Annotated in this window: 12 protein-coding genes and 1 tRNA gene; 12 read left to right on the forward strand and 1 reads right to left on the reverse strand. The window is 31.4% G+C overall.

Going from position 1 to position 15855, the window contains the following annotated elements:
* Positions 1 to 19 precede the first annotated feature (19 nt).
* From T416_RS0102595 to T416_RS0102650, 12 genes are all read left to right on the forward strand, one after another.
* Positions 20 to 781 carry a hypothetical protein gene (locus tag T416_RS0102595; protein WP_031489259.1) on the forward strand — a complete coding sequence of 254 codons (762 nt, stop codon included), beginning with the start codon at positions 20 to 22 and terminating at the stop codon, positions 779 to 781.
* Entirely contained in the window at positions 781 to 1779 is a 999-nt protein-coding gene (gene pheS, locus T416_RS0102600; protein ID WP_031489260.1) for a phenylalanine--tRNA ligase subunit alpha, read from the forward strand. Before T416_RS0102595 ends, pheS begins: the two co-directional genes overlap by 1 nt.
* Before the next feature lie 8 nt (positions 1780 to 1787).
* Positions 1788 to 4103, forward strand: a complete 2316-nt coding sequence (gene pheT / locus T416_RS0102605; protein ID WP_031489261.1) for a phenylalanine--tRNA ligase subunit beta — start codon at positions 1788 to 1790, stop codon at positions 4101 to 4103.
* A 38-nt stretch (positions 4104 to 4141) separates the two neighbouring features.
* Positions 4142 to 4345 carry a hypothetical protein gene (locus T416_RS0102610; protein ID WP_031489262.1) on the forward strand — a complete coding sequence of 68 codons (204 nt, stop codon included), beginning with the start codon at positions 4142 to 4144 and terminating at the stop codon, positions 4343 to 4345.
* A 1-nt stretch (position 4346) separates the two neighbouring features.
* Positions 4347 to 7295, forward strand: coding sequence for a DNA polymerase III subunit alpha (gene dnaE, locus T416_RS0102615; protein ID WP_031489263.1), 2949 nt, complete (start codon positions 4347 to 4349; stop codon positions 7293 to 7295).
* A 1-nt stretch (position 7296) separates the two neighbouring features.
* A complete protein-coding gene (locus T416_RS0102620; protein WP_031489264.1) occupies positions 7297 to 8169 on the forward strand; it encodes a 5'-3' exonuclease in 873 nt (290 codons plus the stop codon).
* 14 nt (positions 8170 to 8183) lie between these two features.
* A complete protein-coding gene (mutM, locus tag T416_RS0102625; RefSeq protein ID WP_031489265.1) occupies positions 8184 to 9023 on the forward strand; it encodes a DNA-formamidopyrimidine glycosylase in 840 nt (279 codons plus the stop codon).
* A gap of 37 nt (positions 9024 to 9060) precedes the next feature.
* Positions 9061 to 9142 (forward strand) — tRNA-Leu (locus T416_RS0102630).
* 136 nt (positions 9143 to 9278) lie between these two features.
* Entirely contained in the window at positions 9279 to 9896 is a 618-nt protein-coding gene (locus T416_RS0102635; RefSeq protein WP_031489266.1) for a class I SAM-dependent methyltransferase, read from the forward strand.
* Entirely contained in the window at positions 9886 to 10509 is a 624-nt protein-coding gene (locus tag T416_RS03675) for a class I SAM-dependent methyltransferase (RefSeq protein WP_051675969.1), read from the forward strand. Before T416_RS0102635 ends, T416_RS03675 begins: the two co-directional genes overlap by 11 nt.
* Before the next feature lie 166 nt (positions 10510 to 10675).
* Entirely contained in the window at positions 10676 to 11317 is a 642-nt protein-coding gene (locus T416_RS03680; protein WP_051675971.1) for a class I SAM-dependent methyltransferase, read from the forward strand.
* A 582-nt stretch (positions 11318 to 11899) separates the two neighbouring features.
* Positions 11900 to 14677, forward strand: a complete 2778-nt coding sequence (locus T416_RS0102650; protein WP_031489269.1) for a hypothetical protein — start codon at positions 11900 to 11902, stop codon at positions 14675 to 14677.
* Positions 14678 to 14729: 52 nt separating this feature from the next.
* Here T416_RS0102650 and T416_RS0102655 read toward each other — a convergent pair whose 3' ends face one another.
* On the reverse strand, positions 14730 to 15845 hold the full coding sequence (locus T416_RS0102655) for a DNA-methyltransferase (RefSeq protein ID WP_031489270.1): 1116 nt from the start codon (positions 15843 to 15845) through the stop codon (positions 14730 to 14732).
* Positions 15846 to 15855 lie beyond the last annotated feature (10 nt).

A 15855-nucleotide genomic window follows, 5' to 3' on the forward strand; every position in this document is an offset into this window, starting at 1 on the left:
AATCTAGTGGAAAAAGTCGATGGAAAATAGTTCGAATAGTACGATTAAAAAAATCAATAATTTTTCAATAAGAACGATTAAGCAAGCCTGAATCTTTACTGGAATTGGTTTTGCTTTCATTTTAATTGCTCTAGTTCTCATCATTTATAGCGGAATAAACTTAAATCATTACATTCAAATAAGCAAAACAGTCGCACGAAGTATTGATCCAGTTCCGATTAATTTAAACTATGATAAAGAGATGATTTTCACACACGGTTCCGTTGTTGGTGTTTCCATTTTTGTGCTAATTATGATCATCATTAACCTTGGTACTTTTTGGTCATATTCAAATGTCTATATCCCTGAATTAAAAGAAACTATTCTTCTTAAAAATTGGTATAAGTTAACTAAGAAAAATGAGAACGACAAGAGAAAAAAAGCGAATCGAAAAAATAAAGAACTTGCTCTCGTTCCAAACACACTATCACCACCTATTGAAATGACAAGTGATGGTGTACCGAATGAAAAAAGTGACACTCTTAACCTACAAACTAATCTTTTAAAACATCCTTCGACTGATAAGTTGAAGGAAGACATTGTTGAGGAAACCTTAAAGTTAAAAGAAAACTATACGAAAACACTTGCTCTTAATATTAACCAACTCTCAACGAAGACAAAAACCATTGCTTGAACGATGAGTAAAAAAGATTTTGTTGAAGAATCGTTAAAAAATACGAATATATTAGAAGAACAAGTGGATGAAAAAAAGAAGAATCAAGGTAAGAAGGGTAAAAAGTAATGAACGATTTAAATAGCTATATTAGTGAACTAAAAAAAATATTGGATGATGCTGATTCAAAAGCACGGGTAATTGAAAAGAAAAACATCTTTGTTAAAGAGCGGGTAAAACCACTATACGAAGAATTGAAAACAGCTAGTGATAAGAAGAGTTATGGTCTTTTTTTAAATGATTTGAAAAAAGCAATTGAAGAGACAACGAATCAATATATTATTTCTTTCACTGAAGACGAGGCTCCTGATATCCCTTCGATGCTTTTTGCTAGTGAGCAAGATAATTTCCTACCTAATGGTCATTTTCACATTTTAAATAAAGTACTTGATGACATCCTTGCTTTTTTTGCTAAACTTTCGTTTAATGTCGTTTCATTTAATGAAGTCGTTAATCCACTTTATAACTTTGATGTCCTTAACATCAAGGAAGATCACCCAGCACGAGTTAATGATGATTCCTTCTACATTTCAGCTTCTAAAATGCTTCGAACTCATTGCACTTCAACCACGGCTCATTTCTTAATGAATAACGAGGATGAAGATATTCGTTTGCTTTCGTATGGTAATGTTTACCGAAAAGATGACGATGATGCAACCCACAGTCATCAGTTTATGCAGATGGATCTTGTTTGAGTTAGGGACAACTTAACTGTTTCTAATTTAAAATGGTTAATTGATGAATTAATTAAATACATTTTTAAAGAAAATCTTACAACTCGTTATCGTCTTAGTTACTTCCCTTTTACCGAACCTAGTTTTGAAGTTGATGTATCGTGCTTTAAGTGTGATAAAAAAGGATGTGCTTTGTGTAAACAAACAGGATGAATTGAAATTCTTGGTTCAGGAATGCTCCATCCTGCTGTCCTTGAAAATGCTGGAATTACGAAAAAAAGAAGTGCGATTGCCTTTGGGATTGGTATTGACCGAATTGCAATGCTTAAATACAATGTTGATGACATCCGTTATTTATACACTAATAATAAGAAGTTTAACGATCAAATCTAGGAGTTTTTATGCTTTTAAGTCTTAATTTACTAAAAACAATGTGTCCTAAATTAAAACACATCAGTTATGCATCCCTTGAGTCTGGATTAATGAATATCGGATGCGAAATTGAACAAGTCATAAACCATACTCCTTCAGTTGATCTTGCTTATGTAAAAGTTATTAGTAAGGAAAAAATCGACAACACTTTTTTAAATCATGTTGTCATTGACTATCAAGGTCAACAGAAGAAAGTGGTTACAAAAGCTGATAACTTTCAAGTGGGTGACATAGTTGTCTATGCACCACCGAACAGTGTTGTACACCACCTACTTATTACCTTGAAGGAAATTTATGGTCAGCCTTCTGATGGGATGCTTGTTGGTTATACTGATTTAAGTCCGTTCAATGTTCATTTCCTATCATCTAGCATGCAGGAAGAAATCATTGTGATGAACACAGATGAAGACCTTGAAGAAAGTATTAATAAACACTTTAATCTAGATGACACTGTTCTTGAACTGAGTTTACCAAGTAACCGAAACGACCTTAATGGTTATCTTTGATTAACCAAAGAACTATGTGCTTATTTTGGTCTTGACTACTACATTAATCTTGAACATTGTTTTGATAGTAAAAATAACACTCGTCAAGTCACTATTCTAAGTGACCTTGTTTATTCTTACAACCTCGTTGAAATTAGTCGGATTGACCAAATGCATATCGAATGATTTCACCGCACTATTTTAATTAATAATCAAATTAAACTATCTAATACTTTCGCTGATGTTGGAAATTATCTTACATTAAAAACCGCTAATCCGCTTCATACTTTTGATGCATCTAAAGTTGTTGGAGCAATTACAGTAAGACATGCTGAGCAAGATGAAGTAATGGTCGGACTTGACGGAAAAACATATGAAATTAAACCTGGTGACATCATTATTAAAGATGAAGAGAAAACGATTGCTCTCGCTGGTATCATTGGTTCAAAAGATACGATGGTCGATAGTAATACAACCAAAGTACTAATGGAAATCGCAAATTTTAATAATAAGTTGATAAGAATGACAGCGAACCGGTTAAAAATGCATACAAAAGCATCAATGCTTTTCTCAAAACCACTCTCTTCTTCTATTACAACAAGTACCGTTTCACTAGTTCTTAAATCATTTCAGAGTCATGCTAAACTCGTTTTCCATTACCAAATGCCCCATGACACCTTACCTTTAGCTAATGAACTTGCTTCATTTCCAAAATTCGTAGGTGCTGCTGTTAATGAAGAAAAAATGTTGAGATTCCTTAATCATCTTGGTTATCACATTGACAGTGAAACAATAATTCCCCCGATTCACCGGTATGATGTATTAACAATCAACGATGTTTTTGAAGATGTGCTTAAGAAATTTTCGATTAACAATCTACCTAAAACACCGATTAAAGCAAGTCTTCTCGAGACCCCTCTTAACAAAGTTTATTTAAATAAGTTAAAGCTAAGAACAATGCTGGTTAACCTTGGAATTAATGAGGCTCACACCTATAATTTAGGAACAATTGAAGAAGCGAATAGTTTTAACTTTTATTTTAATGAAGGAAGTGTCATTGAAATTGCTAATCCACTTTCTAAGAGAAGAGCTTATCTTAAGTTAAACAACCTGCAAAATTTACTTGAAGTTCTTTCGTATAATGCTAGTTTAAAAAACGAACCTGGTAATTGATTTGAAATTTCACAGGTAAATATCAAGGATTGTGAATATTTTGAAGAAGTTTTATCAGTTGTCCTTGGAACTGATTTAATTAACTCAACATTAACTCCAAATAAAATTGATCGAAGCTTCCAGACAGTAAGAAGTCTACTTGATAAAATTCTTTCCATTTTTAACCTAAACTATAGCCTTCGTCCAATTCTAAATGGTGATGTGAACCACGCTGTTGGTGTTTATGATATTTTTAACAACCTACACGGGATTGTTGGCCGTTTTAAGCGAACAGATCTAAGTAAACATAATATCCCTGGAGATGTTTGATTTATCAACCTAAAACTAACGAGTTTGTTAAATCTATTTGAGCAAGATATCATTGTTGGAAAACCATATACCCTTCATGACATCGATAAAGACTTTACCGCTGTTATTAACGAAACAATTTCACATCAAGACATCTTAAGCGAATTAAGGACTGTTAAAAATGTAACTAATGCTAAAATTATTGATAAGCATCATAAAAACGGAGTTTGAAATTATACCTATCGAGTTTCTTTGAATGCCCTTTACCAACTAACTACCGAAGATATTCAGGAATCTGAAAACGACATTAAAGCTATTTTAGCTAAATATAGTATTTAGCAATTTAAACTAAATAATTATTCAAGAAGGAGACAATTATGGAAGATAAAAACAAAAATAGTATCTTTGAAAGATCGAAGGTCAAAGAAACATCAGTCTTTGATTTAAATGACATTGAAGACGACCGTCCCCTTGAAGAATATACGATAGAAGAACTTGAATACTCACTTGAATATGAAGATCTAGATAAGAAAAAAAGAGATAAGATTAAACGTATTATTAAAGAAAAAAACAGACAATAATATGTTTGTTAACCTAAACAATAGATCTTATTATTCATTACTTAAATCTAGTCTACGACTTGATCAAATCATCTCTTTTAGTCTACAAGAACAATCAACATATGCTTCATTGATCGATCTTAATACGATGTATGGGACGATTGAATTCTATGATCTATGTATCAAAAACAAATTACGACCTATCATTGGTCTTAATTTAGTTTATCGTGGTTTTGATGTCCTTCTTATCGCTCTTAATGAAGATGGATATAAAACTCTAATTTATCTTTCGAGTTTAGTTAACACTAACAAAGAACTTGATTTTTCAAAGATTATGATGAACAATGTTGCGATTATTTACCAAAATAATCAACATTTTTCTTCTAATGCTCCTTTGGTTTACCAAAACTATAATGATGAGTTGGATGATTATCTACCAAGTAAACTAAATGTTTCATTCGATTCCTTTAGTGATGCTCTATACGATGTTGTAAATGCTCTTAGAACTGAAACAAAACTGGAATTGAACAGCGAGTATCATGACACTGTCAATAATCGAATGCTGACAGAGACCGAAGCATTAAAACTTTACCGACCCTTACACCTAAAGAATCTTGACGAACTCCTTAACCACATTAATCTCGTTATTAGTAACCAAGAACCAAACCTTCCTGTTTACCAGGATAATATTCCTAATAACTCCCAGTTACTAAAGGAAATTACTACCAGTAATTTAAAAAAATATTTAACAAATAGGTATGGCAACCGCCTTACAAAAGAAGTTGTCGATACTTATAAACAACGATTAAAAAAAGAACTTGCGGTTATAGAAGAAAAGGAATTCGTTGATTATTTTTTTGTTGTTTATGATTTCATTCAATATGCTATCAAGAGTGATATTATGGTCGGACCTGGTCGGGGTTCAGCTTGTGGTTCTTTAATTTCCTTTTTACTTGAAATTACCAAACTTGATCCCATTGAATATGATCTTATTTTTGAACGTTTTCTTAATAAATCAAGAAAAGGGATGCCGGATATCGATATTGATATCGCTGATGAACAGCGACCTTTGTTAATTGATTACATTTTTAATAAATATGGTTTTGATAAAGTTTGTTTTATCTGCACCTTTATTAAAATGAAATTGAAAATGGCCATTCGTGACCTTGGGCGAGTGCTTAATATCGATTTAAAAGATATTAACGAACTTACTAAATTAATTAACGATGATAAAATTGAAACTCTAGATGACTTTGATAATTTCGTAAGTAAGAATCGTAACAAGATTCTTAGTCAAAGAGTATCCGATTTTAAGAATTTTAAATATCGTGGTTTTGATTTTTTTCAGCTTGTTTTTGGTTTAATCAACTTTCCAAGATCAATTGGAACCCATGCGGCTGGTATCGTTATTTCTAACCTTGATATAAAAACCGTTATTCCAATTCAAAACGGTATTGATGATTATCCCCTTACCCAGTATCCCCTTGAATATCTTGAACGTTTCGGGCTGATTAAATTTGACCTTCTTTCTTTAAAGAATTTATCGATTGTGCGGGATACAGTTAATTTAATTAGAATTGTTAATGAAGAGAGTGTCGATATTAATAACATCAACCTTCACGATGATCAAGTTTTTGAGCAACTAAGAAAAGGGGAAACAACCGGTATTTTTCAACTTGAATCACCAGGTATGGTCAATTTAATTAAAAAAATCAAACCTCGAAATATTGCTGATATCGCTCTTGTTTCAGCTCTTTTCCGTCCTGGGCCATCCCAAAATAGTGACCGTCTTGTAAAACGACGTGACGGTCTTGAACAAATAGTTTATTGAAATAACGAATGTAAGAAAGTGCTCGAAGAAACTGTTGGTATTATTGTTTACCAAGAACAAGTCATTAAACTAGTTAACACGATTGCTGGTTTCGATGAAGTTGAATCTGACAACTTCCGGCGAGCGATTAGTAAAAAAGACCACCACTTGATTGATAAATACAAGGATGAGTTTATTAAAAGAGCTATACAGCGTGATTATAATCACAAATTAATTCTTGAAATTTTTGATTACATTAAATCTTTTGCTGACTATGGATTTAATAAATCACATGCCCTAGCTTATGCTCTACTTAGTTACCAACTAGCTTACCTTAAATTTCATTATCCAATTTGTTTTATTTGTAACCTTCTTAACACCACCGATGGGAAGGAAAAAACTTACTTTAAGTTAGCAATCAAAAATAATATTAAAATTATTCCACCATCGATTAAATATCACAATAGCGATTACCAAATTGATCGTAATTTAAATGCGATTATTATTGGTTTTAAACGAATTAAAGGGGTTGGTAATGAAATACTAAATAAGTTAAATTTAATAGCCGACGACGACATTAATGATTGTTTTAAGTGTATTAAAGCCTGCATTTTTAAATATAAGTTAACCATCAATAATTTAATTACCTTTATTAAGATTGGTGCTTTTGATTGTTATGGATATAATCGTAAATTCCTTATCGAACACATTAATGACATTCTTAAATTTGATGTTGAAACTTTTGAAGAATGTTATGTAAAAAACTCAGATGCTTTTAACTCGACATTTAATAATGAATACTTAAAAGATGAAGAAGAATTACTTGGTTTTTGTTTAAAATCACTTCTTTTAAGTGACAATGATACTATTTATACAAAGTATCGTGACTACCAAATCGTAGGTGTTAATGAATTAACTGATGAGCCTCAATTTGTGATTGCTAAGGTTATTAAGAAAACCGAAACCTTTACGAGAACGACTAATAAAAAAATCTTTTTCATTGACGTACTGGTCAACGAAAAGCAATATCAATTTACCATTTTTCATAAAGGATACGAATTATATCAAATGATCAAGGAAGATCAAATTTACCTTTTTACGATGCGTAAATTTAACCGTTTTAATGTTATTGAAAACATAAAAGAAATAGGAGAGAAGTAGTATGAAAAAAGCAATTGTCATCGACGGATATGCCATTATCTACCGGTCTTTTTATGCGACATATAACCAACTTGCTTACTTTCACGACCACGATACCCTTCCGACTAATGCGATTAGAACGGTAATGATGACAGTGCTTAATATCCTTTCAACCTTTGATGCATCATACATGCTCATCGCACTTGATTCAAAAGAAAAAACAAAACGCAAAGAACAGTATGATGAATATAAAGGTACACGAAGTCCAATGCCAGATGACTTGATTAGACAATTACCTTACATTGAACAATTTTTTAACTTACTCAATGTGAAGGTAATGAGAATACCTGGATATGAAGCTGATGATTTAATTGGAAGTTTTACTACCTTAATGAGTAAGAACAATATCAATTCTACTATCTTTAGTGGGGATAATGACTTAATGCAACTAATTGATGTGAACACTAACATGAGTCTTCTTTCTTCGTCTAGCAAAGGAAATAATAACCTTATTAACCTCCAAAATTTTGATCAATATTTTCACAACCTTAGACCAAAACAAATCGTAGATTTTAAAGCTCTCGTAGGAGATACTAGTGATAATTATCCTGGAGTTAAGGGAATTGGACCTAAAACGGCCGTTAATTTAATTCGAAAATATGGTTCTCTTGATGAAATTTACCTACATCTTGATGAACTCTCTCTCGGGGTTAAAACGAAGCTCTCTAATGATAAAAATAGTGCTTATTTTTGCTATGGTCTCGCACTCATTGAAACTTCTCTTTTTAACGATAAAGAACCTGATGAATTCATTAAAAAGGAACTTGATAAAGAAGGGATTAAAAAGCTCGCTGATTCACTATACATTAATTTAAATCACCAATTATTGAAATAAAAAGGGGTAGCAAAATGCCTGAATTCCCAGAGGTTTATACCATCATTGAACATTTAAAGGATAATGTTTTAAATCAAACTATTAGTCATGCCGAAGTCCGTTTAAATAAACTTATTAAAAACAAGGAATCAAGTTCCTTTGTTAAGATGATGATAGGTTTGTCTTTCAGAAAAATTACTCAAAAAGGAAAATATCTTATTTTTCATCTCTCAAATGAAAACTTTTTAGTTGTTCACCTAAGAATGGAAGGTAAGTTTTTTTATTATCCTTCCTGCAATGCTTATGTTGAAAATAAGCATAATCATATTCGTTTTTATTTTGAAAATGGCAGTATTTTAGTATATAACGACACGCGACAATTTGGTACCTTTCATCTTTTTACATCAAATGAGTTTAATCAATCTCCGATGCTAAAGAAGATTGCTCCAGACCCTTTTGATTCTAAATTTACCCCTAGTTATTTGAAAGACCAACTAAAACATAAAAAAGGTAAAATTAAAAATATTTTACTCGACCAGAGTATCGTCTCAGGTCTTGGGAATATTTATGTTGATGAAGTGCTTTTTTATTCGAAGATTCACCCAAATAGTATCGCATCTAAATTAACTGATGATGATTTAAAAAAGATAGTTAAGTATAGTAAGGAAATTTTAAATGCTAGTATTTTAAACAAGGGAACTACGATTCACAGTTATATGTTTAATACAACCGATACAGGAGGTTTTCAAAACTTTTTAAAAGTTCACACTAAAAAAGATCATGATTGTCCTAACTGTGGATATAAAATCATCAAAATCAAGGTTAATAATCGTGGAACTTATTTATGTCCTAAGTGTCAAAAAGAAATTATTTAGACAAATATCTATTAATTAATTATAATTATATAATAAAGCTCAAATGGCGGAATGGCAGACGCAGTTGACTCAAAATCAACCGAGAAATCATAAGGGTTCAAGTCCCTTTTTGAGCACCATTAATTAATTATCTTTAAATGTGCTTAGCAATACTAAGTGCATTTTTTTTATTCTTTTGTCTTTTTTCTTCATTCAAGGTAGACAGATACGGAGATTTTCCTTAATCTTCTTATAATTTAAAAAAGGGGTAATACAATGAGAGAAGATTACAAGAAACAAAGATATGATCATCCTTCAAATAATGAAGTCGGTAGGGAAATGCTTCTTCGTATGAATGTTGGTCACAAACACATTAGTGACTTTTTCTTTGAAAATGTCACTATAACAAAAGATGATCTTGTGCTTGAAATAGGATGTGGTGGGGGATATAATGCTTCTGAACTTGCGAAGCGAGCAAAAAGAGTAATTGCTATTGATATTAGTGCGAAAGCAGTAGAAGTAACTAGGGAATTTAACGATCAATTAAATATGACAAACCTAGATGTAAAAAACATCAGTATCGAAGATAGTAACTTCATGAATGATTCTTTCGACATTATTACGGCTTTTAGCACTATCTACTTTTGGTCTGATTTAAGTCTTTCGCTTCAAAAAATCTACCAATATCTAAAGATAGGTGGACGGTTTTACATCATGATTGCAACAAGCAAGGATGATTGACAAAAACAATGAAAGGATGTTCCTAACTTTAAAGAGATAAATGAGTTTTGGTTAATTAAACAATTAAATGATGTTGGATTTGATGAAATTTCTATCAAATACCAACCAAATACAAAACGTCTTATGATTATGGGGAAGAAAAATGGCAACTAAAAAAATAGATGAAACAAAAGAAGTTAACGAATCTTTTGGTTGTCCTACTTATGATAATGCTGGACGCAACATTCTTTATAATATGAACAACCAGCACGAAGAAGGAATGAAATGAATTTTTCAGTTTATAAATCTTGAAAAATCATTTAATGTTCTTGAAGTCGGCTGTGGTGGTGGGGTTAACATCAAACGAATGGTTGGAAAGGTCAACCATATTACTGGAATTGATATTTCAAAGATGTCATGCACAGTTTCAAGCGAAATCAATGAAGAGTCTATTAAGAAGAATCTTGTAAAAATCGAACAAGGAAACATTGAAAATTATCAAGGTAAAGACGATTCCTTTGATATCATTACAGCCTTCAGTACTGTCTTTTTTTGGACAGACCGACCCACTTCTTTCAAGAATGTTTTTCGAATGTTAAAAAAAGGTGGTTCTTTCTATCTTGGTTTTGGGACAAAAGAGAGTTTACTCCAATGGAAGCATGTTCCAGGATTAATTGTTACTGATGAATACGAAATAATGAAAGAATTAACCGATGCCGGTTTTGATGATCAAACTCTTTTCTTATGACGTGAAACAGGTTGACTTCTCTTAAAAGCAACAAAATAAATTGTTAGACAAAGAACAAGCTCATCAATATTGACCAATCAAGCTTCATTACTTTATTAATCCGTCAATAAACCGATAGATAATTATGATGTAAGTATCATATTTGGTATATAAATTAATTTATATTAGAGTTACTGATAAAGAAATATAAAAGAAAGAAAATAATATGGCAAAAGAAACAAAAAGAATCCACGATGAGGAAGGACCTACTAACGAAAGTTATGGATGTCCATCTAACGATGAACTTGGTCGAAATTTAACCATTGGAATGAATAAAGGTCATAAAGATATGGGTGACTTCGGTTTAAGCGTCATCCGTCTTAAAGAAGATGACACCGTCCTTGACATCGGATGTGGTGGGGGCATTAATTTAAAACGAATGGCCGAAAAAGCAAAACACATAACAGGGATTGACATCTCTGATATGGCTTGTCAAGTTTCAAAAGAAGTTAACGAAGAAGAGGTTAAAAGCAATAAGGTAGAAGTCTTAAAAGCAGATGTTAGCAACTATGATGTTGCATCTGAAACTTACACTGTTATTACCTCATTTAGTTCAGTTTATTTTTGAAAAGACCGACCAACATCTTTCAAGAATATCTTCCGTATTCTAAAAAAAGGTGGTTCTTTCTATCTTGTTGTTTCAATGAAGGAAAAACTAATTCCGTATACGAACATTCCAGGATTAATTGCTACTGACGAATATGTCATGATGAAGGAATTAAACGAAGCTGGGTTTGATCGAATCGTGTTTAATTTTAAACGAGAAAAGGGATGAATTGTAATTGAGGCAATCAAAAATAATAATTAAGCATTTCAATTCACACCGGATTTAAAATCCTTAACTCTTGCCAAGATAAGATGGAGCTTATCTTGGTTTTTTTATTTCGGTTAACAAAAACCCATATATTAACTTTTTATGAAGAAAAAATATCAAGAAAAAACAAGGAAATCAAAGGAGTTTTTTAATCGACTAAGGATCACTCCAGTAGTATATTCGTTAAAAAAATGGATTTTTAGAACAAAACCAATTTTTTTCAATCATCTTTTTTTGGTCATTCTGGACGAAAAAAGAGCAAGATTTCTTTGTGCAACTTAATCATCTAGGGTGATTTTGCAATTTTTATCTATCATCTTTGTTATTTTTAAAAAAAATTTGAAAATTAATCTATAAAATATTATGACTATATGCGCATATATGATAAAAAAAATCATTTTGTTAATTATGCACTCTAATTAAATTTGCTGCACTTAATTTATCTTTAAGTTCTATTGTTTAATAAAAATCTTAATAGGTAAATTAATATGACTAAATTTTTTATTTAACATAGATGTTTAAAAAAACTTAATAAAAATAACAAGTTCGTAAGAAGAATGAACCATAGAGGTGGATATGAAATCAATTTTAAAACTCTTAGTAAACTCTGTTTTAATAGCCGGTGCTCCAACGAGTGTTAGTTTACAAGCTGGTGAAACTAGAAATCCAGTTCAAACAGGAGTTGAAACAAATAGAGTTACAAAAATTGTTGATGCCAATCGTCCAAAAAAACCTGTACGTGGTGAAGATATAGATAATGTTGAAGATTTTGATTTATATTTCAGGGGTGAAGCATTAAGAATCCAATATTACCTAAAACATGCTTATGAAGTTTTAAAGCGAATTTTAAAAACTAATGAAAGAAAAATAGTTTCCATTCCATATCAGAAATTTTTAAATGAAATAGATATTTTTAAAGATCCGAAGCACAGGGCTGATTTAGAGAATATTAAAGCTAATTTTCAAGAACTAGAATATTACAATACCGATTTTGTTCGTTTATGAGAACAAGAAGATTTTGACTATGAAAAGTACTTACTTAATAGTTTGAAAAAAGTAGCTGTAGACAACGATGATAAGTTGGATAAAGAGTTTAAATCTAATCGTATTTATAGTACATATTTTGACTCAAAGTTTGAAGAAGTTTCGTTTGTAAGACTTCTTATAATTCAATTTGTTGCTTTGCAAATTTTAAAAAAACATAAGGATAATATAACTTTAAAAAAAGAAGTATTAGACTTGTTAAAAACTGAAGAAGGAATAAGTGCGGGGTCTTCTGATTTTAGAAGAACGATTGAAGTACTTAAACCGAAATTTGATAAAATATTAAAAATTAGCGGCGATAATACCATTAACCAAATTGCGAAACAAGTTGATGACGAAAACATCAATGATAAAAGGAGACTTGAAGCTTTTCTTGCAGTAAGAAAAACAAGAGGATCAGAACAGTATGATGAAAATTTTAAAAAGAGAATTAAAGCAATTACAAAAGACACTTCATTAACTGAGTTGACTACGCTAAGAGACGATGCTGAAGCTTTGTTTAATGTTGAATATGTCAAGTTAACTAATAAATTCAAGACACTTAAAAATAAAGATGATAAGGTGGAAGAAAAACTTAAAAAATCTAAAAACATCGGTGTTTTAAAAAAAATTGAAAAAGAAATTGATATTTTATTACTTGCTGAATTTAGAAAAGAAGTTGAAGCCTCTGTTGCTAAAGCTGAAGGTTCTGATATGTACGATGAGTTTGTTGAAAAGTTAAAAATTCAACAACTTACTCATGAACAATTATCTGCAATTAAGCAAGAAGCTGACAATGAGTTCATAAATGAAAAGAAATCAGCTCTAGAAGCGGTTAATATGATTCTTGATGAGATGACTCGTAATGCTCAAACTCAAGCAGTTAACGATGCTCCTAATGTTAAAACACTTAAATCTATTGCTGCTGATTCAATAAAAATTCGTGGTAATGAAAATCTAATTAATGCTCGTGCAGAAGCGGAAGATTTACTTAAAAAAACCGAGGGTTCAAAGAAACACGAAGAATATAATCGAAGAAATTCTTCATCTCAAAACCAAACTGACCTACTTCTTGCTCTTGTAAAGGAAATGAAGGAAGAATACGATAATATCCACAAGGAAACAATGGATAATTTAACCGCTCTTGATGATAAGAAGGATTTTCAAAAAAAGTTTGATGAAGCAAAAAACATTGGTGATCTTTCTAAATTAAATGAAGAAATTAAAGTTGAAAAGCAAAAGCAAGAAATTGACAAAGCAAAAAAACATGCTTCAATGGCTGTTGAAAAAACAAAAGGTTCAACACAATATAATCAACTAAAACAAGAATTAAGTTCAGCTGGGGATGATGTTTCAAAATTAAACTCGCTAACTGAAAAAGCTGATAATCTATATACTGCTGCGAAAAATAAGGCACTTCAAGCTTTCCAGTTGTTACTCGATAAGAAAGATTATCAAAATAAAATTGATAAAGCGGCCGATGTAGGTACTCTAAATTCCTTAACAACCGAAATCACAAAAGTAGCTAAAGAACAGTCTTTAGCTCAAGCGAGAAAACTTGCTTCTATTGCGGTGGAAAAAACAAAAGGTTCAAATCAATACCAAACATTGAAGTCATCATTAACAAACGATAATGATGATGAGATGAAGTTAAATAATCTTACATTGAAAGCAAATGAACTCTTTAATAGTGTGAAAAATAAAACACTGAGTCTTTTCAATCAATTACTGGATAAGAAAGACTATCAAAGTAAGATCGATAGTGCTCCTAATATTGAATCCTTAATGAAACTAGATGAAGAACTAAGCAGAGTAAAAAAAGAACAAGAAGAAGCAAAAATTAAGCAAGATGCTAAAGACGCAATCAATAAAATTGAAGGTTCCGACCAAAGTGATCAATTAAAAAAAGATCTTTCAATGAATAAAGACAATCTTGAAAAATTAAAGGAATTAACTAAGAAAGTAGAAGAGGAATTTAACAAAGAACTTAGTTTAGTAATGCTTGAACTAAATAAACTAGACGATGGTAATCCAAGAAAAAATGAATTACAAGATAAAGTCAAGAATGCAAAGAGTATTAATGAACTAAGAGCACTTAAAACAGAAATCCAAAGTGCTGTTGTTGAGCAACAAAACCAATCGAAAGAGAAACCAAAAACCCCAGATTCTCCAAAAATCCCAGACCTTCCTGATGTCATGGAGAAAAAAACTAAATCAAAAACTAATATTGCAGCAGCTGTTGCAACTCCGCTTGTTCTAATTCCAGCTGGTATTGGTATCGGTGTTGGTACCTGATACTATTTAAAACGAAAAAAGAAACAAGAAAAATAGGATAAATAGGATTTATTCAATTCAAGTGTAATTTACTTACATTTGAATTTATTTATTTTCCATCGTTTTCCTTCGTCTTTCGGTATTGCTCTCTTAAATCTTTAATTGAGATGAGATTTCCATCCCTTTTTACATACCAATAGTCAAAACCATTAACCCGGTTTGCTTTTTTATTAGAGAGTAATGCTGCACCGGTGTGGATATCAACCGATTCTCCAGAAGACAGTGATAGTTTTTCGTCTATTTTAATTTTAGCACCAGTTGTTTTTCCATCCTTAAAATAAAAAGGTTCATCTTGAAAAAGAATACCATTTTCAATCATTTCCTTGATACGAACACGCACCGGTTTTTTATCGTAAATTGCTTTTTCAAGGTCGTTAATCTTAGGAATGACAGAATCGATGCGTTTTTGTCCGATTTCACAATATTCAGTATTGTTTTCGATCATTATATAGTTGCGACCGGTTTGTTTTGCAATCACTCCGGTAGTCATTGTTCCCCCGAAAGGATCCAACACAATATCATTTACTCTTGATGATAAAGTAATAATCCGGTAAAGCATTTCTAGTGGTTTTTGAGTACTATGGAGCTTATTACCATTCGTATCCCTTAGTCGTTCGTTACCAGAGACCACCGAGAACCGTCAGACTGAACCAAGTTGTTTTCTTATTCCATCTTTGAAATCAACGATTTCAGTATTTAATTCCTTTGCTGTCTTGTAATTAAATGTGTACTTTGAGCGACTACTTTTGGTTGCTCAAATTAAGGTTTCATGACTATTTGTTAGTCTAGTTCCCTTAAAGTTTGGAGTTGGATTCTTTTTATGTCAAATAACATCGTTGATAAGTCAAAAACCAATTTCCTGCATGATACTTCCAATGGTATAGATGCACTGCATTCCACCAATGACTCAGATTGATCCATCTTTCTTTAGGATGCGGTAGCAAGCTTCTAATCATTTTTTGGTAAAAGAATTGTATTCTTCTTCTGAATCAAAATGATCTCAGTCGTCAGACACACCATTAAATTCTGTACCTTCGACACGAAGAAGAGTTCCTTTTGTTCTCATTCAGTAAGGAGGATCTGCGAAAATTAAATCAATACTGTTTTCAGGAAGTTGATTCATTGCTTTGATACAATCTTCATTAATGATGATATTTAATTTCATAGGATCTCCC

Source organism: Ureaplasma canigenitalium ATCC 51252, from assembly GCF_000712165.1.
Taxonomy (GTDB): domain Bacteria; phylum Bacillota_I; class Bacilli_A; order Mycoplasmatales; family Mycoplasmoidaceae; genus Ureaplasma; species Ureaplasma canigenitalium.